Annotated in this window: 24 protein-coding genes; 4 read left to right on the forward strand and 20 right to left on the reverse strand. The window is 48.1% G+C overall.

The window, feature by feature from the left end; all coding sequences use genetic code 11:
* Positions 1-54: 54 nt before the first annotated feature.
* The 9 genes from PGL02S_RS16060 to PGL02S_RS16095 form a co-directional block, all read right to left on the reverse strand.
* The gene (locus PGL02S_RS16060) at positions 55-1,149 is read right to left on the reverse strand and encodes a GerAB/ArcD/ProY family transporter (RefSeq protein WP_036638256.1); all 1,095 of its coding nucleotides are present in this window, start codon (positions 1,147-1,149) and stop codon (positions 55-57) included.
* Positions 1,150-1,169: 20 nt separating this feature from the next.
* Positions 1,170-1,391 carry a hypothetical protein gene (locus tag PGL02S_RS16065; protein ID WP_006209956.1) on the reverse strand — a complete coding sequence of 74 codons (222 nt, stop codon included), beginning with the start codon at positions 1,389-1,391 and terminating at the stop codon, positions 1,170-1,172.
* The gene (locus PGL02S_RS16070) at positions 1,388-2,596 is read right to left on the reverse strand and encodes a Ger(x)C family spore germination protein (protein ID WP_036638257.1); all 1,209 of its coding nucleotides are present in this window, start codon (positions 2,594-2,596) and stop codon (positions 1,388-1,390) included. The genes PGL02S_RS16065 and PGL02S_RS16070 overlap by 4 nt, the downstream gene beginning before the upstream one ends.
* Positions 2,597-2,654: 58 nt before the next feature.
* On the reverse strand, positions 2,655-4,124 hold the full coding sequence (locus PGL02S_RS16075; RefSeq protein ID WP_036638258.1) for a spore germination protein: 1,470 nt from the start codon (positions 4,122-4,124) through the stop codon (positions 2,655-2,657).
* 209 nt (positions 4,125-4,333) lie between these two features.
* On the reverse strand, positions 4,334-6,241 hold the full coding sequence (gene thrS, locus PGL02S_RS16080; RefSeq protein WP_036638260.1) for a threonine--tRNA ligase: 1,908 nt from the start codon (positions 6,239-6,241) through the stop codon (positions 4,334-4,336).
* Positions 6,242-6,613: 372 nt separating this feature from the next.
* Entirely contained in the window at positions 6,614-6,757 is a 144-nt protein-coding gene (locus tag PGL02S_RS28230) for a hypothetical protein (protein WP_006209952.1), read from the reverse strand.
* Between the two features lie 203 nt (positions 6,758-6,960).
* Complete coding sequence (locus tag PGL02S_RS16085) at positions 6,961-7,740, reverse strand: GNAT family N-acetyltransferase (RefSeq protein WP_036638261.1); 780 nt, start codon at positions 7,738-7,740, stop codon at positions 6,961-6,963.
* 17 nt (positions 7,741-7,757) lie between these two features.
* On the reverse strand, positions 7,758-8,936 hold the full coding sequence (locus PGL02S_RS16090; protein ID WP_036638263.1) for a GNAT family N-acetyltransferase: 1,179 nt from the start codon (positions 8,934-8,936) through the stop codon (positions 7,758-7,760).
* A 48-nt stretch (positions 8,937-8,984) separates the two neighbouring features.
* Positions 8,985-9,449 (reverse strand): GNAT family N-acetyltransferase, encoded by a 465-nt coding sequence (locus PGL02S_RS16095; RefSeq protein ID WP_006209949.1) that lies wholly within the window; start codon positions 9,447-9,449, stop codon positions 8,985-8,987.
* Positions 9,450-9,708: 259 nt separating this feature from the next.
* On the opposite strand from PGL02S_RS16095, the gene PGL02S_RS16100 reads away from it, so the two are divergent.
* Positions 9,709-10,260: an NADPH-dependent FMN reductase gene (locus PGL02S_RS16100; protein WP_036638265.1), complete on the forward strand. Its 552-nt coding sequence runs from the start codon at positions 9,709-9,711 to the stop codon at positions 10,258-10,260.
* 59 nt (positions 10,261-10,319) lie between these two features.
* Here the strand turns inward: PGL02S_RS16100 and PGL02S_RS16105 are convergent, their stop codons facing one another.
* From PGL02S_RS16105 to PGL02S_RS16115, 3 genes are all read right to left on the reverse strand, one after another.
* Positions 10,320-11,510, reverse strand: coding sequence for a DUF4179 domain-containing protein (locus PGL02S_RS16105; RefSeq protein WP_036638268.1), 1,191 nt, complete (start codon positions 11,508-11,510; stop codon positions 10,320-10,322).
* Complete coding sequence (locus PGL02S_RS16110) at positions 11,476-12,069, reverse strand: RNA polymerase sigma factor (RefSeq protein ID WP_006209946.1); 594 nt, start codon at positions 12,067-12,069, stop codon at positions 11,476-11,478. Before PGL02S_RS16110 ends, PGL02S_RS16105 begins: the two co-directional genes overlap by 35 nt.
* A 188-nt stretch (positions 12,070-12,257) precedes the next feature.
* A complete protein-coding gene (locus tag PGL02S_RS16115) occupies positions 12,258-13,127 on the reverse strand; it encodes a LysR family transcriptional regulator (protein WP_036638272.1) in 870 nt (289 codons plus the stop codon).
* Positions 13,128-13,253: 126 nt separating this feature from the next.
* On the opposite strand from PGL02S_RS16115, the gene PGL02S_RS16120 reads away from it, so the two are divergent.
* Both PGL02S_RS16120 and PGL02S_RS16125 read left to right on the forward strand, forming a co-directional pair.
* Positions 13,254-14,162, forward strand: a complete 909-nt coding sequence (locus PGL02S_RS16120; protein WP_036638274.1) for a DMT family transporter — start codon at positions 13,254-13,256, stop codon at positions 14,160-14,162.
* Positions 14,163-14,481: 319 nt separating this feature from the next.
* Positions 14,482-15,306: a TerC family protein gene (locus tag PGL02S_RS16125; RefSeq protein WP_006209941.1), complete on the forward strand. Its 825-nt coding sequence runs from the start codon at positions 14,482-14,484 to the stop codon at positions 15,304-15,306.
* 101 nt (positions 15,307-15,407) lie between these two features.
* Here the strand turns inward: PGL02S_RS16125 and PGL02S_RS16130 are convergent, their stop codons facing one another.
* The 3 genes from PGL02S_RS16130 to PGL02S_RS16140 all read right to left on the reverse strand — a co-directional run bounded on the left by PGL02S_RS16130 (position 15,408) and on the right by PGL02S_RS16140 (position 18,981).
* Positions 15,408-17,144: an ABC transporter ATP-binding protein gene (locus PGL02S_RS16130; protein WP_036638365.1), complete on the reverse strand. Its 1,737-nt coding sequence runs from the start codon at positions 17,142-17,144 to the stop codon at positions 15,408-15,410.
* Between the two features lie 237 nt (positions 17,145-17,381).
* Positions 17,382-18,293 (reverse strand): NAD(P)/FAD-dependent oxidoreductase, encoded by a 912-nt coding sequence (locus PGL02S_RS16135; RefSeq protein ID WP_036638276.1) that lies wholly within the window; start codon positions 18,291-18,293, stop codon positions 17,382-17,384.
* A 178-nt stretch (positions 18,294-18,471) separates the two neighbouring features.
* On the reverse strand, positions 18,472-18,981 hold the full coding sequence (locus tag PGL02S_RS16140) for a hypothetical protein (protein WP_036638279.1): 510 nt from the start codon (positions 18,979-18,981) through the stop codon (positions 18,472-18,474).
* A gap of 191 nt (positions 18,982-19,172) precedes the next feature.
* Between PGL02S_RS16140 and PGL02S_RS16145 the strand changes: the two genes are divergently transcribed.
* On the forward strand, positions 19,173-20,090 hold the full coding sequence (locus PGL02S_RS16145) for an aldo/keto reductase (RefSeq protein ID WP_036638282.1): 918 nt from the start codon (positions 19,173-19,175) through the stop codon (positions 20,088-20,090).
* 49 nt (positions 20,091-20,139) lie between these two features.
* Here the strand turns inward: PGL02S_RS16145 and PGL02S_RS16150 are convergent, their stop codons facing one another.
* The 5 genes from PGL02S_RS16150 to PGL02S_RS28525 form a co-directional block, all read right to left on the reverse strand.
* Positions 20,140-21,468, reverse strand: coding sequence for an MFS transporter (locus tag PGL02S_RS16150; RefSeq protein WP_036638284.1), 1,329 nt, complete (start codon positions 21,466-21,468; stop codon positions 20,140-20,142).
* A gap of 24 nt (positions 21,469-21,492) precedes the next feature.
* Positions 21,493-21,960 carry a GNAT family N-acetyltransferase gene (locus tag PGL02S_RS16155; protein ID WP_051449129.1) on the reverse strand — a complete coding sequence of 156 codons (468 nt, stop codon included), beginning with the start codon at positions 21,958-21,960 and terminating at the stop codon, positions 21,493-21,495.
* Positions 21,948-22,268, reverse strand: coding sequence for a GNAT family N-acetyltransferase (locus PGL02S_RS16160; RefSeq protein WP_051449130.1), 321 nt, complete (start codon positions 22,266-22,268; stop codon positions 21,948-21,950). The genes PGL02S_RS16155 and PGL02S_RS16160 overlap by 13 nt, the downstream gene beginning before the upstream one ends.
* 183 nt (positions 22,269-22,451) lie before the next feature.
* Entirely contained in the window at positions 22,452-24,101 is a 1,650-nt protein-coding gene (locus tag PGL02S_RS16165) for an FAD-binding dehydrogenase (RefSeq protein WP_036638286.1), read from the reverse strand.
* A 189-nt stretch (positions 24,102-24,290) separates the two neighbouring features.
* Positions 24,291-24,419 (reverse strand): hypothetical protein, encoded by a 129-nt coding sequence (locus tag PGL02S_RS28525; protein WP_006209929.1) that lies wholly within the window; start codon positions 24,417-24,419, stop codon positions 24,291-24,293.
* Positions 24,420-24,498 lie beyond the last annotated feature (79 nt).

Raw genomic sequence — 24,498 nt, forward strand, 5'->3', positions numbered from 1 at the left:
AGCCTGATTCGTCAGGCTTAACTCATCCAGTGCATCGGATGGAAGATCGAATATTTATTTCGATTTTAATATTTTCGTTCTGCTCAGTCCGATTAAATAGAGTCCGAAGGGAATCACCAGTAAATGAAGAAATGCATAGCTTGCCCACACTTGCTGAATGATGTTAGCAACATAAACGGTGTTGATATACGTATTCCAGGCTACAATGATAAAGAGAACAGAGAACGGATAGATTAAGTGGTTCTGCTCCTTCAGCCTGAATACGGTTTTTATTCCATGAAGCATGGAGAGGAACAGCAGCGAGATTTTGATAAAAAACGTAAGTACCCAAAGCGTAATCAAGATACCTTCCACGCGTTGAAAGAAATTCCCGACGTTAATCGTCTTCGCTAATGCAAAGGCCGGGAACGTGCTGTTCTCCGTTTGTTCGATCCCAAGAATGAGCACGCTGAGCAGGACCGTGACACTTAACACGATTCCGCCTGCAACAGCTCCCCACAGCAATGCCTTCTCCCCCTTCCGCTCACCCTTGACCAGAGGGAGGAACACCATCAGTACAATCAGCTCCTGGAACATAGAGGAGTGAAATCCGGCATTGGCAACGGGAATCCATCCATCCTCAAGTATAGGCTTGATATGATTCCAGTCAATCTGGGGAATAAGTGAGAGCAGAAGGACCATAAACAGAAACACGATCCACGGAAACATCAATTCGCCCACCCGCGCTAAGATGATGATGCCCATTCTGGCGCACATGATGGCCGCAATCAGAAACAGAATCTGAATAGCTTCGATTGGCGTCTCCGGCATCATTTCGCTGGTTATAAAAAAACCCAAATTGCCAAGCAATGTTCCCGTAAGTATCAAAAAATAAAAAAGATAAATCAGTGACATGGCCTTACCCAGGATTTTGCCCAGAACCAGCTCATTCATTTGAAAAATCGTTTTACCAGGGTATAGCCTTGCGATAGCAATATACAGCACAACCATAAGGATATTTATCAACAAACTGCACAAGGAGGCGATCCACGCATCCTCCCGTGCAGTATGCGCTAAACCAGAGGGTGTTACCAGAATCGAGGTGCCAATGGTCAAGCCGAAGGTTAATATAAAAAACTGCCGTGCCGCGATTCCCTTGTATTTTATCACGTGCGACCATACCCTTCTTGTTATGAAATCAGCCTGTTCAGCGGTTGCATCATGATGCTGATCCAATCCAGCGGCCGAAGCTCAGTGAGCTCCAGCATGTCCCCGATTATCGCAAGCAGCGTCAATCCCCATACGGCATAAAATACGATCATATCCCGAAGAGAACGCAGCCGAATCAGATGCCTTGTTTCCGTGACCACAACAATCAACAGAAACGTTATCAATACAAAATGCCAATTCACTTCTCATCGACCTCCTGATTTAAGGGTTGAATGATGGACCCGATCCGCCGGATCGCGACATGGGAGTGCACATCGATGCTCATCGATTGGAAGCTCTCTCCCCAGTGACTTCTGTACGTTTTCCATACCTGGGGATATTTCCGGTGCAGGACTTCACCAAGTGCAAAAATATCGGCTCCATACCGCTGTTGAACATCCTTAACATGTTTCTCGATGTTTTCGTTATATTTATCCTCGATGCTCCTCTCCAATGCTTCTATGGCCGAAGGTTGATTGATATTAATTGGACATTGAACGGAGTTGATATCCGCTTCTATCTCCATTTTGACGGAAAATCGAGGAATATTCTCAGCGCTCAGCATAACATCAAGCGATGTGTCTGCCCGGTTTACTGTGAAGCCAACAATCCCGCCGCTCGGACAAGACACATATCCAGCGGTGGACTCGACTCTATTAAGAACGTAATTCACCGTTTTGCTTGGTGGCTCCCCAAGCCATCCCACCAGCCGATCCCCTTTGAATACACCTAATCCCGCATGCTGAAGGAGTGTAGAGGGACTGATTTTTTTTACATTCTCCACGGACTGGCCTTCCGCCGAACTTCCGTTTAATTGAACCCCGGACAATATCGGATCTGAACCGCTTTGCTTTAATTCGTTAACAAACTGCTGCAATGTAACTTTCCCCGTGGCCGCCCATTTTTTTTCCGATATCAGAATGGAGGAATAGAGCGAGTTCGCAGGGATATATTCGAATGGCGTCACCACCTCCAGAATCTCAGAGGCATTTCCATTCTTGGCTATCAGCATGAAAAAGTTTGTTCGCAGTTGATGATTTCGGGATATGTAATCAAGCACATCGCTGACCCCTTGCCGCGCCAGATCTTCCCCCAAGACCAATACGCGGACATGGGACAGATACAGCATGCGGGGCGCCATGCTTAACATCCGCTGAAGGGCGTCAGGTACCGTTTTTCCTACAGACTTGTAAGTGACCACAGGAAGACTTCCAATGGATCCCCCGCTCTTCGTTGCCAGCTCGCTGGAATTGAGCACTTGCGCGGATACAGCGTAACCGTCCTTATGAGTGTCGATTCCAAGTGCCATAACAACAGCCAGCTCATTCAGTTCCTTTCGGCTCCAGCATCCCGATGTGATGATCAGGCTTGTCATGAGCAGGACTGATAGTATTGTTCTTCCCAGCATCCATAACCTGTCCCATCTGTTTAAAGTAGAATCCCCATGCCCATTTCTTAACTGCAGATCATGATTTGACTTTGCCCATATATTTCTTCATATTGTGACGGGATAATCGGAGCAGTGCATCCTTCTGGCTCCTCCATCGTATGGGTGCAAAGGAGGTCATGTACGGAACTCCCATCGACTGCAGGCTGCACAGGTGCAGTCCCAGGACAATCAGGCCGATAATCATGCCATACAATCCAAAAGACGCCGCAATCGCCATCAGGCCAAATCGCAAAATCCGGACAGAAATCCCTACATTAAAGGCCGGCAGCGCAAAGTTGGCTATGGCCGTAATGGACACTACAATAACCATGGCAGCTGATACCAGACCTGCTTCCACAGCAGCTTGTCCGATAACCAATGTCCCTACGATCGAGACAGACTGGCCGATTGATTTGGGTAACCGAATACCGGCCTCGCGCAAAATCTCAAATGTGATTTCCATAATTACCGCTTCAATAAAGGCCGGAAAGGGAACCCCTTCCCGCTGTCCAATCAAGCTAGTCAACAAATTGGTCGGCAGCATTTCCTGATGAAAAGTGGAGATTGCAATATACAGCGAGGGTGTAAGAAGGGCAATACCGAAACATAAATATCGGAGCAGGCGAACGAGGCTGGCAAAATCCCATCGCTGGTAATAATCCTCGCTCGATTGAAAAAATTGCACAAACAATGCCGGAACGACCAGTACAAATGGGGTTCCTTCCACAAGAATGGCTATTCGCCCTTCCAATATAGCTGAAGCAATGACATCGGGACGCTCCGAGTTGTACACCGTCGGAAAGGGGCTGTATCGATGATCCTGAATCATCTCCTCGATATAGTTGCTCTCCAGTACGCTATCCAGCTTGATTCCATTCAGCCGTGTGCGCAGCTCATCGAGCACCTCGGTATCGGCCAAACCATCCATATACATGACAGCCAGCTGAGTATGGGTATGCTCGCCTACCTTTCTTTCTTCGATGCGCAGCTTGGGACTTTGAATTCTCCGCCGAACCAAAGCCGTGTTCTCGCGAAGCGATTCCGTAAAGCCCTCTCTCGGTCCCCTGACAACCGATTGCGAGCTGGCTTCTTCAACCCCGCGCTGCTTCAGCTTTTCAGTACCCACATATAGTGAGGTAGACGTTCCCTCAATAAAAACCACTGTATTCCCTGACAACACGTTCTCCTCAACCTCAGAATAGGTTGTGGCTTCCCCCACCTTCCCCATCGTAATCGTGAGGTCCTTCAGCATCCTCACGCGATCGTCCGGGGACTGATTCGTTAATTCCTTAAACAATGGCGAATCCATATGAAGAGCCTCTATTAAAAAGCGGGGGTCTCCCATCCCTTCAATGTACACGATGACCGCAGGTATAGTACCCAGCAGCAGCTCCCGGTAGATGATGTCCCCGCTCTGCCCGAACCGGGTCTTCATGTTTTCTATGAATTCTGAGATGAGAATCGGCAGCGCTTCTTGTAAACCTTCCTTGCGGGTTATGTTCTGCATCCTATACACGACTCCTCGTTTGGTACTCAAGATGAGCTCCGCCTTACCTCGGACCGTACGACCATCATGAATCTTTTTCTCTACTGTTCCCGGAGTTGGATATATTATACTTTTTGCCGCTTTAACATCCGATCGTTATAGGCCATAACAAAAAAAACGATCCGAGTATGTATGACTCGAATCGTTCTAAACGCAACCAGTCAGGTTTCTTACTCCCTGGATGCAATCTCTTTCCGGAGGCCTGCAATCATGTCATCGATAGCGCTCTCCCCAAGCTCACCCTCGCCGCGTTTGCGTACCGCTACCAGGTCCGAGTTCATTTCTTTCTCCCCCAGGACAAACGTGTAGGGCGTTTTCAGCAGACCGGCTTCACGGATTTTATATCCCAGCTTTTCGTTCCTGATGTCAACCTCGACCCGTACGCCTGCATGCTCCAGACGCTTCTTCACCTTAAGGGAGAAATCGATATAGTGGTCTGACACCGGAATGAGCATCACTTGCACGGGAGCGAGCCATAGCGGAAAAGCCCCGCCGTAATGCTCTGTAAGAATTCCGATAAACCGCTCGATGGAGCCGAATACCGCGCGGTGAATGACAACCGGCCGATGCTTCTGGTTATCCTCTGCGATGTAGGACAGATCGAACTTCTCAGGGAATTGAAAATCCAACTGGATGGTGCCGCATTGCCAGCTGCGCTTCAGGGAGTCGAGGATGTGAAAATCGATCTTCGGTCCATAAAAAGCGCCATCCCCTTCATTTATCCGATAAGGCAGCTTCAGTTGATCCAATACCTCCTGCAGGGATGACTCCGCCTGCTCCCATAACTCATCAGAGCCCATGGAGTCTTCCGGTCTAGTGGACAGTTCAATCGTATAATCAAAGCCAAAGACTCGGTATACCTGACTAATAAAGTCGATCACCTGTCCAATTTCATCATGGATTTGATCAGGTCTTACAAATATATGCGCATCATCCTGACAGAACGTACGGACCCGCATCATGCCACTCAGCGCTCCTGAATATTCATGGCGGTGCACCTGACCGAACTCGGACAATCGAATGGGAAGCTCTCTGTAGGAATGCAGCGAGTTTTGGTAAACCAGCATATGACCCGGACAGTTCATGGGTTTCATTACATACTCCTGCTCATCCACCTTCGAAAAGTACATATTATCCTTGTAGTGGTCCCAGTGACCGGACATCTCCCACAGGCGTTTGTTCATCATCAGCGGAGTACGAACTTCGTCATAACCGCGGTGGAATTGAAGCTCTCTTGCAAATTGTTCCAGCTCGTTACGGATAATCGTTCCTTTGGGTAAAAAGAACGGCATTCCCGGCGCATCATCCGAGAACATAAACAGTCCCAGCTCTTTGCCGAGCTTGCGATGATCCCTCTTCTTAGCCTCTTCAAGCAAGAAGAGATGCTCTTCGAGCTGCGCCTGCTTGGGGAACGCCGTTCCATATATTCGCTGCAGCATCTTATGATCCGAGTTCCCCCGCCAATAAGCTCCGGCAACACTCATCAATTTGAATGCCTTGATTCTGCCAGTCGAGGGCAGATGAGGCCCTCTGCACAAATCAATGAACTCTCCCTGCTCATACACCGAAATGACTTCATCCTCCGGCAAGCCAAGGATGAGCTCCCGTTTGTAAGGGTCGTCACTGAATAGTTGTTCCGCTTCTTCAAGGCTAATTTCTCTTCGAATAATCGGTAAATCTTCCTGGACAATCTGCTGCATCTCCCGCTCGATGGCCATCAAGTCATCGGTTGAGATCGAATGCTCCAGATCCATATCGTAATAGAAGCCGTCTTCGACAACCGGTCCCACTCCGAGGTAAACGGGCTTGCTGCCATACAAACGTTTAACCGCCTGAGCCATCAGATGAGCTGTGCTGTGCCGGTAAATGTTCAGTCCGTCCTCTGAATCCAGCGTCACAATACGTACTTCCGCATCCTCACAAAGTTCGTAATTCAAATCCACGAGCCTGCCATTTACTTTTCCTGCGACTGCACTTTTCCTCAGCCCGGAATGAATAGATTCCGCGATTTGTTTCATCGTCGTTTGTGCGGGATACTCCTTTTTACTTCCGTCTGCTAATGTTACTGTGATTGACATGGTTATCCCTCCATCAAATTTAGATTGAACGCAAAAAAAACACACGATCCCCAAAGGGACGAGTGCGTTCGGCTCGTGGTTCCACCCTCATTTGATCCAGACCTGCAGCGCTGTGTGGCCGCGTGCTCATCGGATCCTCATTAAGACATCCGTTAACGGGGATGATTCGGTGTTTTCTACTGCCCTGTCCATAAGTAAACCTATAACTCAAGGGTTCAAAAACACAGCTACAAAGGGGTAATTCATGAAGCAAGCACGGAAGAAGCTTTCACCAATCACTTCTCTCTCTGGGCAGGTCGTTTCAAGAATCATGTCTTTGATGGTTGCTGATAGTAAAGTACTATAAGTCAGTTCTTACTAATTGTCAATCATTCACTTTTCACTTTTCATTGACCATTTAACCAGATATCCAATACCTAAACCGACAAGAACCCCGGGCAACGCACTGCCCAGCGCCAATCCAATACCAGCCCCGATAATGACACATGCGTAAATGATGATATCTCCTTTATTCAATCTTTCCAGCTCCCTCTTGTATGTATTTGATCCCTCATATTCCTTGACCAAATACAGTTTACAAGATGACGCCGCGTCGCTTTCAAGCCTTAATTTTGCGAAAAAAATGAAATTCATCCTAAATGGAGCCCTAACTCTAAATGAAAAAAAAGCCGCTGCATCCAGCGACTTTCTCGCACATCCATGACTCTATATCCATCCCGTTACAAAGCGAATTCGACAAGGTACTGCTCACAAATGGTTTCATATCCCAGTGACTGATATAGCCGCACCGCGTTTAAGTTGTCCTCCAGAACATTCAGGTACACGTCTGAGGTGACTGCTCTCCCTGCGCGGGTCAAGGCTGCAGACACCTTTTTCCCGTATCCTTGCCTTCTCCACGCAGGTTCCGTTCCTATATTCCCCAGTTCAACATAATCCTCGCTGTAGATATGGTACCCGCCAACCGCGATCAGCTCCTGATCATGTACTACGCCATAAAAAGGATTCTGCAATTCCTCTCTTGCAAAAGCCATTGCACCCAGCTCTGTCATTATCGACTCGATCTGCTCGAAATATGACGGCCCTAAACGAAACACATCCTCGTCCTGTGCCGGCAAATCTCCGGGATGCAGGTGTTTCATCAACCAAATTCCCTTAGGAGGTTTCTTAACATCCACCTTTAAGCCAAGAAACGCCCATCCGTCCTTACTCACAATAAAACTTCCAACTGCACCGTCGGGTATACCCAATTCTTGCTTCATTAGGGCCAACACTGGCTGAGGCCGGAAGGATTTCTGTACTGGATAAACCGAAAAGGCATAGAAAGGCAGTCCTTTCAGAAAGGCTGCCACTCCCAGCAGCTCCCCATGTTCCGAGTAATGCCCGTAATGAACCGTATGCTTTTTCCGGAACGTAAGGTAAGAATAATACAAAAAATGCTGTTCTCTATTTATAGATGCCAGGATAATTTCCAGTTCTTCAGAGAAAAGTCTGCGAATCATTGAGTCGTCTCCCTGTCTCAAAAGAAGTCCAGGAGGTAGGTTTGCCCTGCAGGAATCATCGATTCCAATTGGGCTGCTGCTGCTGGGTTTCCAGTTAGCCGATGGATGGCATGTAAAGCCTGTGGCCTTTTGTATCCCATAAAGAGTGCAGACAGACTCTGAATATCAGTGGAGAGATCAACCGGACCCTCGTAATCTGAAGGAAGCTCCAACAGCTTCGCTCTCCCCTCTTCATTGACCGACAGCTTCCACAGACCCGCATTCCAAGGTGCTGCAGGATCTTCCACCTCCACGGTCAACTCAGCTGCATGATGAGCTTGCGCTTCGAAAGCGTACTGCTCCACGAAGGATTTCAAATCCACGATACGCGCCATGAAGTAAGGGATAATCTCCTGCGTGATCCGCGGATCTGGCAGCATGAACGGCAGCTGATCATCCATGGGCACCATCACCATGTTGACTTGTTCAATCCTGGAATCATGGTTGGCAAAAAAAGTCCATAACGCGGTTCGCGCTTCTTCATTCAGGTAAACAAACTCGTCACACACAAGTTCTTTATCTTTTAACTCATATAACGCATATCCCGTCGGCTTGCCTTCGGCAGAGTAATACACAACGCTGTGTCCATCACCCTGCAGGACGAACCTTTTCCACCAACCTTCATCGCGCACAAGGGTACCGTGATATCGGCTGACATAGGCTTGATATATGCCATCCAGCGTAGGGATATCGTCTACGCCTCTGACAATCCGGCCCGGCATCTCCGCTTTGCGCGGGAATTTAGCTGCCGGGATGACATACTTCTTATACTCTGCGAAAAGTTCCCATCCGAATTTACGATAAAACGGGATTGAGAACGGATGCAGGAAGGACAGAGTCTGGCCGTTGTTCTTCATCTCCTGCAATGCATGCTTGAGCAATGTAGATACATGTCCCTGTCTGCGGTTCTCCGGCCATGTAGCCACACCGGCAATACCGCCCATATCAAGAATCTTCCCTTGCATATAAACCTGCAGCGGAATGATGGTCAGCTTCGCTTGCAGTTCTTCCCCATCAAAGATCCCCCAGAATCGTTCAGGCTTAAAATGCTTCAGAGAGGACTCTCTTTGCTCAGGCGTCAGCGTATATTGAAAAGCATATTCGGATAATTTCGCACTGATTTCAAATTCGTCAGATCTCAATTGTCTAAGTTCCATCACAGCTTCACCTCAACCGATTATATTTTATGTAATCTGGTTAGCAGTCTACCTGCCTTGCAATTCTTTGGTCATAAACACACTGTTCGGGTCTTCTGTATAATCCGAGAAAGGCTCGCCATATTGAAATCCGAAGCTGGCATAAAGCCTTCTTGCCGGTTCAAATGCATCCATGGACCCCGTTTCCAAACTGATCCTCTTATAACCGCGGCGCTCCGCCTCTTCTATGATGTGCTCAAGGAGTCGTCTGGCAACGCCCTTTCGCAAATGGGAGGTTGACGTCCGCATGGATTTGACTTCGCCATGTGTACCGTCAAGCTCTTTAAGTGCTCCGCAGCCCATTAATTCATCGTGCTCCCACAGGCTCCAGAACGTAATTTCCGGCTGCTTCAATTCCTCAAGATTCAGAGCATGTATGCTTTCCGGCGGGGAATGCTCTGTCATTCCCTGCAGATGTTCACTCACCAATTGGATAATTGCGGATCCTGTAAGATCATCGACTTTTATTACCATGGGCCCACTCCTAAACTTCGTAGAAATAAAATGCAATGATATCCATAATGTGGATATGTTTAAAACTTATTCTCTATAATACTAATATAGCATCGTGAATTACTTCAAGATACTCATGACAGCTAAAGTAATCATTTTTCGAACAAACTTTTTGTAAGCTACTTGACAAAGTTAACCGACTAAGATTATTATTAGCTCATGCAAAAAAGCAAACACATCACGAAAAAATAAATCAAGAACAATTCGGGAGGTAAGATCATTGTCAAAATTAAATATCGGTATTATTCTAGGTAGTACTCGTCAAGGACGTTTAAGTCCACAAGTGGGTGAGTGGGTAAAAAACATCGCGGATCAGCGTGGAGACGCCAATTATGAGATCGTGGATATCGCTGACTACAAACTTCCTTTGTTGGGCGAAGAGGATGCTACTGAACAAGCAACGGCTTGGAATACGAAACTTGCCAGCTTGGACGGCTTCGTATTTATCGTCCAAGAATATAATCACAGTATTTCAGCCTCTTTGAAAAATGCGCTCGATTACGCTCGCGAGGCATGGAACGACAAGGCTGCAGGTATCGTAAGTTATGGATCTGTTGGTGGCGCTCGTGCTGCCGAACATTTGCGTGGAATCCTGGGCGAGCTGTCTGTAGCGGATGTTCGCGTTCACCCTGCTCTGTCCCTCTTCACTGATTTCGAAAATCCATTTACACCTGAAATGGCCTTTAAGCCAGCTGATCTGCATCTTGTAAACCTTAACGGTATGCTGGATCAAGTGCTTGCTTGGAGCGGAGCACTGAAAACGTTGCGTTAATCTTTAATCCTGAAGTAAAAAGCGAGGCCCGGAGATTTATCGGGCCTCGCTTTTTGTTGTTATGGCTTAAGAGGAATTGTCATTTCCAAATCTTTCAGATAGGTTTTATCGCCATAGCTGTTCTCTCCTTGGCCGATAACGCTCCAGTCCTTGTTGTTTACGGTGAGCGTAAACGGCTTGATGGTAATGGATTTAGGAGTTCCCTTAACCGGGCTGAACAGCTGATCGATGTGGTACTCGGTTAGTGGTTTGCTGTTAAAGTAATCGAATTTTCTAGGAGTCAGAACGTTGCCTTGGTCATCTACCAGCTCATAATAGACCATGCTTGCACTGTAATTGCCCTTCTGCTGTGAAGATGCCGGCACGGCGCCCTTACTGTCCAGCACCAGGCGAGTCGACACGGGGGACATATCCAGCTGCTTGACGGTATAACTGAACTGCCCATCTGATTTCGAAACATTCGGCTTCAGGACAACAGATTTATTAGTGACACTCACAGGAATTGTGAAGTCAAAGCTCTCGTCTACCCGGGTAACACGGGTCTGAATGGTCAACTCAAACTGATCCGGCAGCTGCAGATCCTTAGTAAGCTCAACGACATACGTATTCTCCAGTCTCGGGTGGTCTCCGAAGACTCCTTCGCCCGATTTCACTTCCTGTCCGTTGACCAGAATTTTGGGTGTTTCAATGTATCCTTTCATCTGATCTTCCTTAGCAACCTGCCTCGACTTGATATAATCGCTATCGGGATTTCCAATGATCTTTGCACCCTCATCTAAGTACGGCGAAGCTGTATTCGGCAGATCTACCCCATCACGCTCCAGAATAAAGGATAGACGGGTGCCATCATACAGTAAGTCAGCTACCTTCAATGTTACACCCTCGTGAGTAACACTCAGGTTAGGCTCCGATATGATCCCTTGTTGTATAGCTGCATCGACAGCCTCATGGCTCGTTCCTTCAAAAAGCAGGCCAATCATAGGAATTTGCTTAAGGGTTGCCGCCATCGCCGGCGATACGAACCCCGTGCCAATCACGGTCCCCCCTAGTACAGCTGTAACAGATGCAACGAGTAATGTCTTTCTTAATACATTCGGTTTTTGTTTGGTTGATACTCTTGTCATGTCACGATCTCCAATCTGATTCATAATTTGATAACTCATACTCTGCTTCGGAAAATTGGATTCACGAACCATTTGTTCAATTGCATCCATCTCAGCGAATTCCGTTTGTTCCGGCAACTGTCTCATGTGCCACCGCTCCTTTTTGGCTTATTCGGTCCATCAGTTTATGGCGTAAGCGTTCATACTTCTTCCGTACCGTTGCTGATTTGAGTCCCATAATCTCGCTTATTTCCTCGAAGGTATACTGTTCTACTGCCTTCAATAGCAAGATATGGCGCTCTTCGGCTGTAAGGTAAGTCAACAGCTCGTACACAACCGACTCGTGCTGAGATATTTGCATAACCGGCTGCTGCTCTTTACAATGCTCGATCAGGTTGAGAAAACGGCTCTGCTTCTTCTTGATATTGATTAGATGATGATAGGCCATTTTGTACAGCCATGCAGAGAAGGATACTTGCCTCTTGTACTGATGAAGATGTTCATAGGCACGAATGAAAATTTCCTGTACGGCATCCTCAGTCTCCGCATGATTCTTCAGAATATAGTAGCAGTATGTGTACATCTGCCGTTCAAACTGGATAATGATCGCATGATAGGATTGTTTATCTCCTGCTTGGATCTGTTCTATGACCGCTTCAATGGCGTTCCGTTTTCCTTCCGCTTCCCCGGGGATGGTTGGCTGCAAGCGAGCTCACCTCCTTCTTTGTTTACCTATATAACAATCCCAACTTGCTATTTTGTGACACGACTTTATATTCATGAGCTGCATGATCATAGATTCATCCGTCACAATAAAATGAACCCGCCATCATATGATGGACGGGGCCTGCCGGATTAGAGCCTATTTTGGGCATATTCTGCATGACAGCACAGCTACAGCTTTGGATAATTCTTAACATAATTTAAGAATCGTTTCGTAGCCGGGGACATTTCTCTCATAGAGCTAACCGCAATCCCCAGTGAGCGAAAATAGGGCTCCTGCAGCTCAACTAGGCGTATATTGCGTCGTTGCCCGCGCAGGACCAGTTCCGGAAGAATACTGATGCCAAGCCCCTTCTCCACCATGGCCATAATGGCATAATCATCTCCAACGGTATATTTAATATCCGGCTTCGTTGAGGCTCTCTCCAATACGCGATTCACATCATCGTCGGAGCCTTTGCTGGGCATGATAAACGGCTCATTCTCAATCTGAGATAAACGAATCGAGGCCTGTGAGCTAAGAGGGTGCTCCATGGGCAGCAGCACCAGCATCGGATCTTGATGCAGCGGCATCGCATCGAATACATCCCACGTTGGAAGCGAGAGAAAGCCGCAGTCAATCCTGCCCTCTGCGATCCAATCCTCAATCTCCCGATAGTCCCCTTCTGCCAAACGAATCTCGATATGGGGATAATCCTGTTGAAAATCCTTAATAATACTCGGCAGCCAGTGCACAGCAACACTTGTGAAGGTTCCTATATGAATGGTACCCAGTTCGATTCCATGAATGGAGGCCACTTTTTGATCCAGATGCTCATTCCACTTCAATATTTCCCGTATCGTCTTTACAATCTCCTCGCCATTGGTCGTCAGCTTCGTTCCAGAACGGCTGCGAATCAACAGCGTGAAACCAAACTCATCCTCCAGACTGTTGATCATATGACTGACACCGGACTGCGTAAATCCCATCGCTTCGGCGGCTTTTGTCAGGCTTCCCAGCTCGACGACCTTCATCAATACTTTAAATTTATTCATGCTCAAGGGGGATTCCTCCAGATGGATATTCCATTAGATTTACTCATGTTTATCATAAGAAACATTCGTTTTACTTGTCTATTGTACGTGAGTATACTGATTCTGTTCAATCATTAGAAGGAGGAAATAGACTTGAAACCGCTGAAGGCCGATCTTATGATTTTGTTTATCACCATTTGTTGGGGCTCGTCCTATCTTTTTATGAAAATGGGACTGGATACACTAGGAGAATTTAACTTGATTGCCCTGCGATTTGGATTGGCCTTTATACTTGCAGCAGCCATTTTTTACCCCCGCTTGCGCCAGGTTAACTTGAGGACCATTCGTTATGCCATGCTTCTGGGCTCTATCTTGTTTATTATGTTCACAGCGCTTACCTTTGGCTTGAAGACAACGACAACATCCAATGCTGGATTCCTGATCAGCTTAACGGTAGTGTTTGTACCCTTAATACATACGTTCCTATTTAAGAAGAAAATAGAGAAGAAACTGATCGCCAGTATCCTGTTGGCTTTAACAGGTATTGCCCTCCTGACGATACAGCTTCCTTTTACGTTTAAAATAGGAGACCTGTTCTGCATAGCGGCGGCATTATGTTATGCCCTTCACATCAATGTGGTAAGCTCGGCCGCACAGAAGGTCGATACACTTAGCCTTGGCATTCTGCAGCTCGGATTTACCGGCTTGTATGCGTTTGTCATGTCGCTTATCTTGGAAACTCCGGTATTGCCAAGCTCGACCAATGGATGGATCGCTATCCTTGTGCTCAGTGTGGTCTGCAGCGCCTTAGGCTTTATCCTCCAGACTATCGCCCAGAAGTACACAACCGCTACACGAACCGGACTCGTATTCTCATTGGAGCCTGTGTTCGCAGCCATGTTCGGATTCTGGTTTGCCCATGAGATCATGAACTCCGTTCAGTACTTTGGCGCAGCGCTTGTGTTTCTTAGTGTTGTCTTAGCAAGTGTTGAAGTGAACACGTTGAAGCGTTCCAACATGAGGAACAGACCCCGTATTAAGAAAGAGAACACTGCTGCTTAAGCAAGGACCTTCTCTTGATTTATGCTGCAATCATGATAGAATAGCAAAAAAACCTTGACTTCTTACGCAAAAATCTATATCTTTATATCACGGCTTAACTGATGACGATATCAGTTATGCAGGAACGTGATTAAAGGGGAGTAGCTGTCACAGCAGAGTCGTCATTACGGGATAATTCCCCGGCTTTGTTGGCAACTTTACGTTGTTTGCGAGACCTTTACCACACACACTGTGGTGAAGGTCTCTTTATTATTAGAGACCTTCACCTGCCGGTGGAGGTCTTTTTATGCCTTCAATACTACAACAAGGAGGAAGTTGCATGGAGCTTTTATTGGAGTATGGGTGGGTACTGTTAGTACTCATCGCACTGGAAGGATTGCTGGCGGCAGATAATGCGCTTGTCCTTGCCATTATGGTAAAACACTTGCCAGAAGACCAGCGTAAGAAAGCATTGTTTTACGGATTGCTCGGAGCTTTTGTATTCCGTATAGGATCGCTGTTCTTAATCTCGTTCCTGGTAGACGTATGGCAGGTACAGGCCATCGGCGCACTTTATCTTCTCTACATCTCGATCAATCACACCCTGAAGCACTTTATCAAAGGTAAGAAACCGACAGAAGATGCTAAGCCGAAGCCGGACAAGCCTAAGAAACAATCCGGATTCTGGATGACTGTATTCAAGGTTGAAGTGGCAGATATCGCGTTTGCCGTCGATTCAATCCTCGCAGCTGTCGCACTGGCTGTAGCATTGCCGGCAAGCGGACTACCGAATATCGGAGGTCTGGACGGAGGTCAATTCATCGTCATCTTCCTGGGCGGATTTATCGGTTTGATCATTATGCGTTTTGCTGCCTCCTACTTCGTCAAGCTGCTTCAGCAGCGCCCGGGACTTGAAGTTGCAGCATTTCTCATTGTAGGCTGGGTCGGAGTCAAGCTGGCTGTCATCACCCTTGCCCACCCTGATGTCGCCCTCATCGATCATCACTTCCCAGAGAGCTCGATTTGGAAAGCATCGTTCTATATTGTTCTTGTTCTGATTGCCGTCATCGGATGGTTTGGTTCATCGAAACAAGAAGTACAGGATGAGGATAATGCAATTAAAGAAGTGGAAGACCAACAACCTGGAAAAACATTTCAAGGATAATTCGTTTCCGGGTATAGGAACCAAAAGATTATAGACCCGAAAAACCTAAAAGGCGATTTGCAAACGGTGCTGACCGTTCACAAATCGCCTTTTTTTCATGCCTAGATGGTTAATTGCATATGAGACAAACTCGCATAAACGCCCTTGCGGGCTATTAACTCTTCATGCGTGCCCACCTCTTCAATTCCATTCTGGGACAATACCACAATTCGCTGTGCATTCCGGACAGTTGACAAGCGATGTGCGATCACAAGCGTTGTTCGGTTATCACTCAGTCGTTCCAGTGAATCCTGAACCGCTCTCTCGCTTTCATTATCCAGAGAACTGGTCGCTTCATCAAAGATAAGGATCGGCGGGTTCTTCAAGAACACGCGGGCGATGCTCAGCCGCTGCTTCTGTCCGCCGGACAATTTAACGCCGCGCTGTCCGATATCCGTATGATACCCGTCAGGCAATGCCATGATAAAATCATGGGCATTCGCTTTTTTCGCCGCTTCGATGATCTCATCCATGCCGGCCTCCATGCTGCCATAACGGATATTATCGGAAACGGACCCGGCAAACAAGTACACATCCTGCTGGACCATGCCGATATGCTTCCTTAATGAACGCTGCGTGATATCCCGGATATCTCGTCCGTCCAGTAAGATACGGCCTTCATTCACTTCATAGAAACGGGGAATTAAGGAACATAACGTCGTTTTCCCGACTCCCGAGGGGCCTACTAATGCAACGTATTCCCCGGCTTCGATATCTAGGGACACATGATTCAGCACGTACCCATAGTCCTCTTTGTACTTGAAGCTGACGTCCTGAAACGTCACACGCCCCCGAACTTGCGTAATCTCCGCGGCATTAACGGAATCCTCAATATCCGGCTCCACCTCCAGAATCTCCATAAACCGGTCAAATCCGGTGATTCCCTCCTGATACAGCCTTGCGAAGTTAACCAGTCTCTGGATCGGCTCGATCAGGATGCCGATACAGAGGAAAAAAGTCAGCAAATCGGCAAGCGCTAGCTTGGCATCAACAATCGCTGCTCCACCAAACACAATGACAGCAATCGTAATGAGTTGGGTAAAACCGACCAACCCTTCATGAAAGTACGTTTCACTCTTGTATCCTTCCCTTCGGCTGTCGACAAAACGCCCGTTCGCATAAGCAAACTTCTTCTTCTCCACAGGTTCATTCGTAAACGACTTCACCACGCGGATGCCGGATAAGGAATCCTCCACCTGTTCATTGATATCACCGATACGATCCTTGCTTACACGCAGCGCAATATTCATCTTCTTGTTGAAATAAAAAGCAAACACAGCCATGAACGGTAGAAAAAGAAATACGATCAGGGTAAGCTTCACATCAATATACATTAGAATGATGAATGCCCCAAGGAACTTCAGAATGGAGATCACGATATCTTCAGGTCCATGATGGTACAGTTCCGTAAGCGACAGAATGTCATTGGTAGTGCGGGTCATGAGCTGTCCTGTTTTGTTCTCGTCGTAAAAGCTAAACGACAACTTCTGAAAATGGTCAAACAGTTCCCTTCTCATGTCACTCTCCATATAAGCCCCCATCATATGCCCTTTATAGGAAATGAACATATCGCACAAGGTATGGATGATAACCATGGCCAGCATGACAGCCCCCACCGTATAGATTTGGCTCAGCGGATGGGGCGAATTTCCTTCTAACACGTTGATGGTGATGTATCTTATACACAGTGGAAGCATCAATGTTATGGCTGAGACAACAAAGGCGCATGCCAAATCAACACACAATAACCCCAGATAGGGTTTATAGTAGGACAAAAATTTCTTGGTTCGAGAATTCAAATACATCTCCTCCATTATAGTGGAGGGTTACTTATTCATGCCCCTCCAAATGTGATTCATGATGACGTCCTTTGTTTTTCTCATCGATAACACCCTTCCTTTTGCTTGATAGTTCCATCTTACTCCGAAGCGGCCGTAATCCGGAGTGTAAGAATCATTTATAATTAAAAAATCCCCTCTGGGATGAAAAAAGCAGGCTTGGATTCCTGCCCAAGCCTGCTTCAGTATGTTCAAATTCTATCGATTCCAGCGCTCCGCAAGCAGCTCTCCGTTCAGGCCAGCGGCGGCTATCGAGCCCGACGAGGCAGCTGCAATGGCCTGGTACATCTCCGTTGCTGCATCTCCGGCACTATAGACACCAGGCACGCTGGTTTTACCATATGCATCAACAACGATGCTTCCGGCTTCATTGAATTCGCAGCCGATGGATGCAGGGAGATCCGAGCCGGACACCAGCTTCGGCGCAAAGAAGATGCCTGTGCAAGGGATGCGGGTTCCGTCCTCCAGCACAACCTGCTCCACCATTCCGTCGCTCGATTCAATAGACTCGATCGGGGCGTTGAATACGGGAATGTTATGCTGCTTAAGCTCTTCACGCTGCTCTTCCGTCCATTCATCGGGACCGTTGGTGCAAATTGTATATCGTTCGCTCCATCCTGCGATCAATTTGGCAAAGTGAAAGGCTCCCGCACCATTGGAAATCACGACCAGCGGCTGATCTCGCAGCTCCCAGCCATCACAATAGGGGCAGACAAATGCGCTTTTTCCATATACGTCAGCCAACCCGTTGATGTCGAGTGGGGAATCTTTTTTGCCAACGGCGAAGAGCAGCTTTTTACTGCGGTATATCGTTCCCTGTCCCGTTGTAATCTGAAAATCACCGTCAACCCCAGTAACTGCTGCAGCCGTATCCTCTACAAACCGGATCGAAGGATAAACGCTAATCTGTTCCTTGGCAATTCTCCGAAACTCGCTTGGACTAATACCGTCCCGGGTCAAAAAACCATGCGTCTCACGAGTAACCTTGTTTCGCGGCCTGCCTTCATCAATCACTACCACTTGTTTTCTTGCTCTTCCCAATACTAATGCCGCGCTTAATCCGGCTGGTCCGCCTCCAATAATAACTGCATCATACATGGGTTCACTCATCTAGTAACGCCACCTTTCTGGATTCTTAATATCCATAATTAGAGTGCAAGAAGTCACCACTTCTTGCTTGTTTCTCAATCTTGCCATGCTGGGTTCGACAATTATAGACCCACAGCGTCTATTATAGACAATAAAGATCCGCAATACAAGTGATTTTTCTGGACAAGGGTTTCTTCCCTTATTTCAAGTAAACACCATAGTCCAATACCACATTCCCCTTCTCATCGGGTGTCGTGAAGCGGGGATGATGATAACGCTCGAAGAACCATGCATTCGCCCCCTGCTGCCAGCCTTGTTCCGCGATTTTGGCCATGCATACGTTATGAGGGTCCATGCCGTACAGCTCTCCGTTATCTGCATTGCCGTATAACCAGCACACGCCTACATCGCCTTCTGCCAGATCCTCGTACTGGTACCCGTCAGGAGCCGCCGTGTTGGTCGGGAAGAGCATGCCGATCCAATACTCAAACCGATCCCCGTTCATACGCATAAGACCGTAAGAAGAGCCTTCGGATTCCGGCAGCGCCCCGAGCTTTCCGATTTCTTCGAACCAGCCATTGACGAACCACTCCGCCCATCGCCCCGCAAAGCTTCCTGCTGCATCTCGGTCCTCATCGCCATACCGTTTGCCGATCAAGCGTGCTGATGGAACATGTTCTTTGTACACCCTGGTCACTTCTGCTGCCACTGTCCTCTACCTCCTGAATTTGGTTTCCCTCTGACAATAACTATGTAATTCGGGAGCATGGAAGGAAATCCTGCATATCTGGCCGCAAACTCAGTACTCACTGAAATAAAGCTTGAACACTTCACGCAATGCATGTCACAATAAGCAGTGTAAGCATATTCAAACCGATTAGGAATGGGAGGCATTTCATCATGAAAACGATTAAGCTTGGAAGCAGTTCACTCGAAGTACCTGTTGTAGCCGTTGGTTGCATGCGAATAAATTCATTGGAAAAAGCAGAAGCCGAGCGCTTCGTGCAAAGCGCGCTGGAGGAAGGAGCCAACTTCTTCGATCATGCCGATATCTATGGCAGCGGTGCTTGCGAAGAGATTTTTGCAGATGCCATACATATGAACGCAGAGATCCGCGAGAAGATCATTCTTCAATCCAAATGCGGGATTCGTCAGGGCATGTTCGATTTCTCCAAGGAGCATATCCTGGACTCCGTGGATGGAATTTTGAAGAGACTGAAGACCGATTATCTTGATGTGCTTCTCCTTCACCGTCCGGATACACTCGTTGAGCCCGAAGAGGTTGCCGAAGCCTTTGACAAACTCGAAAGCTCCGGCAAAGTGCGCCATTTTGGTGTATCCAACCAGAACCCGATGCAAATTCAGTTACTGAAAAAAGCCGTGAAGCAGCCGCTCGTGGCGAACCAGCTGCAGCTCAGCATCACGAACACCACCATGATTCAAAGCGGTATCAACGTCAATATGGAGAATGATGCTGCTGTAAACCGCGATGGCAGCATTCTCGAGTTCTGCAGACTTCATGATATAACGATTCAGCCTTGGTCGCCTTTCCAATATGGTTTCTTTGAAGGTGTATTCCTTGGAAGCGACAAATTCCCTGAGCTTAATCAGAAGATCGATGAAATTGCGGAAAAATACAGCGTAAGCAACACAACGATTGCCATTGCATGGCTGCTCCGCCATCCTGCACATATGCAGCCCATTATCGGTACAATGAACATCAACCGTTTGAAGGACTGCATTAAAGCCGGCGATGTGACATTGACCCGTGAAGAATGGTATGCCATTTACCGTGCAGCAGGCAATATTCTGCCATAAATTCATTGCCAAACAGCCTCCTATCGACTGCGATAGGAGGCTGTTTCTATTATGATGCCGCGTTATGGGATGATGCAGCCTTGCGAGCTTTGATCGAGCTTAAACATACAGGTATCAGCACGAGCGCAAGCAATCCTCCTGCTATCGAGAGCGTCCCATAGCTGGTGCTCGCTACCACCATGCCGGATAAAGCTCCACCGGAAGCTCCGGCTAAGGCAATCAAGACATCCACCGTTCCTTGTGTCTTGGCACGGGTAGAAGCAGGCGTTGCATCGATGAGCATTGCTGTACCGCTAATAAAGCCAAGGTTCCAGCCTAGACCAAGCAGGGCAAGTGCCGTTATGATGAGTGCCATGGATTCCGCAGGAGCTATTGCTGCGAGAATCCCCGAACATAACATCACGATTCCGGCAGTGACCGACATGACAATCCGGCCGATTTTGTCCACGAGGAAACCCGTGAACAGCGAGGGCAGATACATTGCCCCGATATGGATTCCAATCACTAACCCGACGGCATTCAAATCATGGCCGTGATGTTTCATATGAACGGGCGTCATGGTCATAATGGAGACCATCACCACTTGTGTCAGTATCATCACACAGGCTCCAACCAAGATCCCCCGTGTATTTCGCTCGGATCTGTTCACAGCTTCATTCGAAGAATCAGCGACGTTACGGATGTTCGCCTCTTCTATCGCTTGGGCAATTCCATACGGGTCCGGACGCAGGAATAACAGAAGAATCAAACCTGCAAGAATAAAGGCTCCCGCAGCAAGAATAAACGGCCCTGCCAATGCAGGGACACCGATAGATTCCGCAACTCTGCCCATGACGCCGACCAGATTGGGACCTGCAACGGCGCCGAAGGTGGTCGATACCATCGCCATACTAACTGCAGCAGCTCGCTGTGAAGGTTTGGCCAGGTCAGTCCCTGCATAGCGGGCCTGCATATTCGTAGCGGTACCTGCTCCATAAATCAGCAGCGAAGCGAACAACAGATAAATATTCTGATGAACAGCCGCGATAATGATGCCGATAGCTGCAACACCGCCGGCGATGAAGCCGCTAGCCAAGGCCGGCCCCCTGCCCCATCGCTGGGTTAGACGTCCGACAAACCACGCTCCCAGTGCCGAGCCGACCGTAATGAGAGCAACGGGGATTCCTGCGTAGCTGTCCGTCTTCAGCATATCCTGTGCCAGCAGGGCACCGACGGTTAAGCCTGCCGCAAGCCCTGCACCACCGAATATTTGCGATAGAATAACAACAATAAGTGTCTTTTTATATAGCTGCTCCTGCAGCTTCGGAGAACCCACATAACGTTGAATCGTTGGTGTTCGCTTATTTCCTGCTTCGGAAGATGAAGATTCTTGTGTCATCCCATTTCTCCTTTAGTTAAGTAATCATGATGGAACCAGGTTGAATTCATATCCCTTATAAGCAAATTCTATTTGAAAACCGATGCGACGTGCAATCCCGTTTGAAGGCAAGTTCCCTTCCGAGCAATCCCAATAAGGGATGAAACCATGTCTCAAACAATGCTCTACCATAGCATAAACCGCGCATTGTGCAAGCTTGTTCCCTCGATGTGATTCCATGGTCTTGATATCAAGGGCGTGTATATTCCGATATCTGAAACCGGTCATACACAAGCTTACGACCTGCCCATGATAAAGTACACAGAAACCCAGGCCGTTTTCCAAAAAATCTTCCTGGCTCTGCCAAAACTCCCCGATGGTTGCCTCAATCATCTCAAGATGCTGCATTGGATGATTCCGGAGCAATTCCATAGTCACTTGCTGAACCTCATAGTCCGCACCGAGCTCAGGTCTACGAATGGAACGAAAGTCCGCAGGATTCAGATTATACACATATTGATTCCAGTCTCCGCCAGCTGACGATCCGCAAAAAGCTCTTCTTGAAAAACCCGATACCAGCTCAAATGGTCACCGAGACATTCAAACCACTCGACACCGAGTTCTACGGCTTGGGGTGTAATGATGGTATCGATAAAAGCCCGAATTTCGTAATTGAATGCCGGATTTCCGGAATCCCCGACAAAATGAAAACCGTCTAAATTACCCTGCCATATCATGCCTGACCGTGGATGATCCACGTCATCAACGAATACCCTCCCAGGATTCATGCCTGCTATGATGGCCTTACTCTCTAAGTTCATCCCCCGATTCACCAGATTTCGGCATCGATGAAACTGTGCTGGTTCAAGTTCATGTATAAGCAATTGGATCACAATTCAAGGGAACAAACAGCTTTATTAAAAATCAGATGAACAATCTTCGGAATACGGCATGCTGTTTGCATCAACTGCATCCATCCTCTTGTTCTTCATCATCCGAGCGAATCACAACCTCGCAATCGATCTTCCGGCCTGTCTGCCCGTAAAGAGACAGCCTCCGAGGAAAGTTCCCTCCAGCGCCCGGTATCCGTGCAAGCCTCCCCCTCCGAATCCCGCCGCTTCTCCGACCGCATAAAGCCCTGGCACAGGCTTGCCGGAGGCGTTCAACACTCGACCGGATAAATCCGTTTGCAGTCCGCCTAAGGTTTTGCGGCTTAGAATGTTCAGACGCACCGCAATCAACGGACCGTTGGCAGGATCCAGAAATTTGTGAGGCTTGGCAACGCGGATCAGACGATCCCCTATGTAGTTCCTTGCTCCCCGCAGGGCTGTAATCTGCAAATCCTTTGTGAATTTGTTGTCCATCTCCCGATCTCGCGCAAGAACCTGTCTCTCCATATCTGCCAATTGAATGAGTCCGTGACCCGTAAGCTCGTTCATCTTGCTTACAAGCTCAGGCAACGTTCCCGCTTGGACAAAATCCTCTCCCCGATCCAGGAAGGCCTGCACCGGACCCGGCGTACCGGCACCTGCTCTTCCCAACACTTGACGTATGCTCTTCCCCGTCAAATCGGGATTCTGCTCTGAGCCGGACAGCGCGAATTCTTTCTCAATCACTTTTCGGGTTAAGATGAACCAGGAGTAATCATATCCTGTATCCTGGATCGCTTTGAGCGTTCCCAGTGTATCAAAGCCCGGAAAATTCGGTGCCGGGAACCGCTGCCCCCTTGCATCCAGCCAGAGAGATGAAGGGCCCGGCAAGATCCGAATTCCGTGCATCGGCCAGACTGGATCCCAATTCTGGATCCCTTCCGTGTAATGCCACATCCGATCCCGGTTGACCATCCGGCCACCTGCTTGCTCGGCGATTCCCAGCATGCGTCCGTCAACATAAGCCGGGACACCGGAGAGCATATTTTGAGGTGCTTTCCCAAGCCGTGACGGCCATAATTGTCTGATCAACGCATGGTTGGCCCCGATTCCTCCACTGGATACAACAACGGCCTCTGCATAACACTCGTATTCACCAATTACATCCCGCGAGCTTTTTTCGCCACGCAACACCGGGCTTGGGGCTAACACCGAGCCTTTGACACCCATCACCGCTCCATCATGCGTCATAAGCTCATCCACCTGATGCCGGGGCCGATATTCAACCAGTCCTGAGCTTATAGCCTCTCGAACCCTGAACTCAAAAGGCTTGACAATTCCCGGACCGGTCCCCCACACAATATGAAAACGGGGAACGGAGTTGCCGTGTCCCTCTGCCAAATATCCCCCGCGCTCTGCCCATCCTACAACCGGAAAGAATCGTACGCCCAGTGAGTGAAGCCATGCCCGCTTCTCACCTGCCGCAAAGTGAACATAAGCCTCCGCCCACCTTCGACCCCATAGATCTTCGTCTTCATCCCGATCAAAGCCAGCGGAACCAACCCAATCCTGCCATGCAAGGTCGCGGGAATCCTTGATTCCCAATCTTCGCTGTTCTGGTGAATCAACGAGAAATAGTCCGCCAAAAGACCACCAGGCCTGCCCGCCAATGAAGCTTTCCGGCTCCTGATCAAGCAGCAGCACTTTCTTCCCGGCCTCAGCCATCTCCGCGGTTGCTACCAGACCGGATAGACCGGCTCCCACCACAATCACGTCATATTTCATGCATGCCCCCGTTCTTCAGCTTAAGCTGACTAATTCAAGTCATGTAGAAATCATATTCGTCGGTGCGTAAACGTTTTCCTGTAACAGAACCAAATAGTTTGCCAAGCCAAAACAGCTTGCTATGTAAGCCCGTACAATAACAAAAGAAACCCACACCGAGCAGCCGGTGTGGGTTTCCGTATTCAATTATTAAACGCCGAATCCGAATCCGAATGCAGATACAATGATTACCAAGAGAATAAAGAGAACCAGTACTGCACCAACGGATCCGTAACCTCCGCCGTAACCGCCAACTCCATATCCAGCAACTTCACCCATTTGTCTAACCTCCTTTATTTTTCCGAACACCATATCCTATGCTCAATAATTCAAAGAGACTAGACTCTCGAGAAAAAAA

The sequence above is a fragment of the Paenibacillus glucanolyticus NBRC 15330 genome, from assembly GCF_004000885.1.
GTDB lineage: Bacteria > Bacillota > Bacilli > Paenibacillales > Paenibacillaceae > Paenibacillus_AQ > Paenibacillus_AQ glucanolyticus.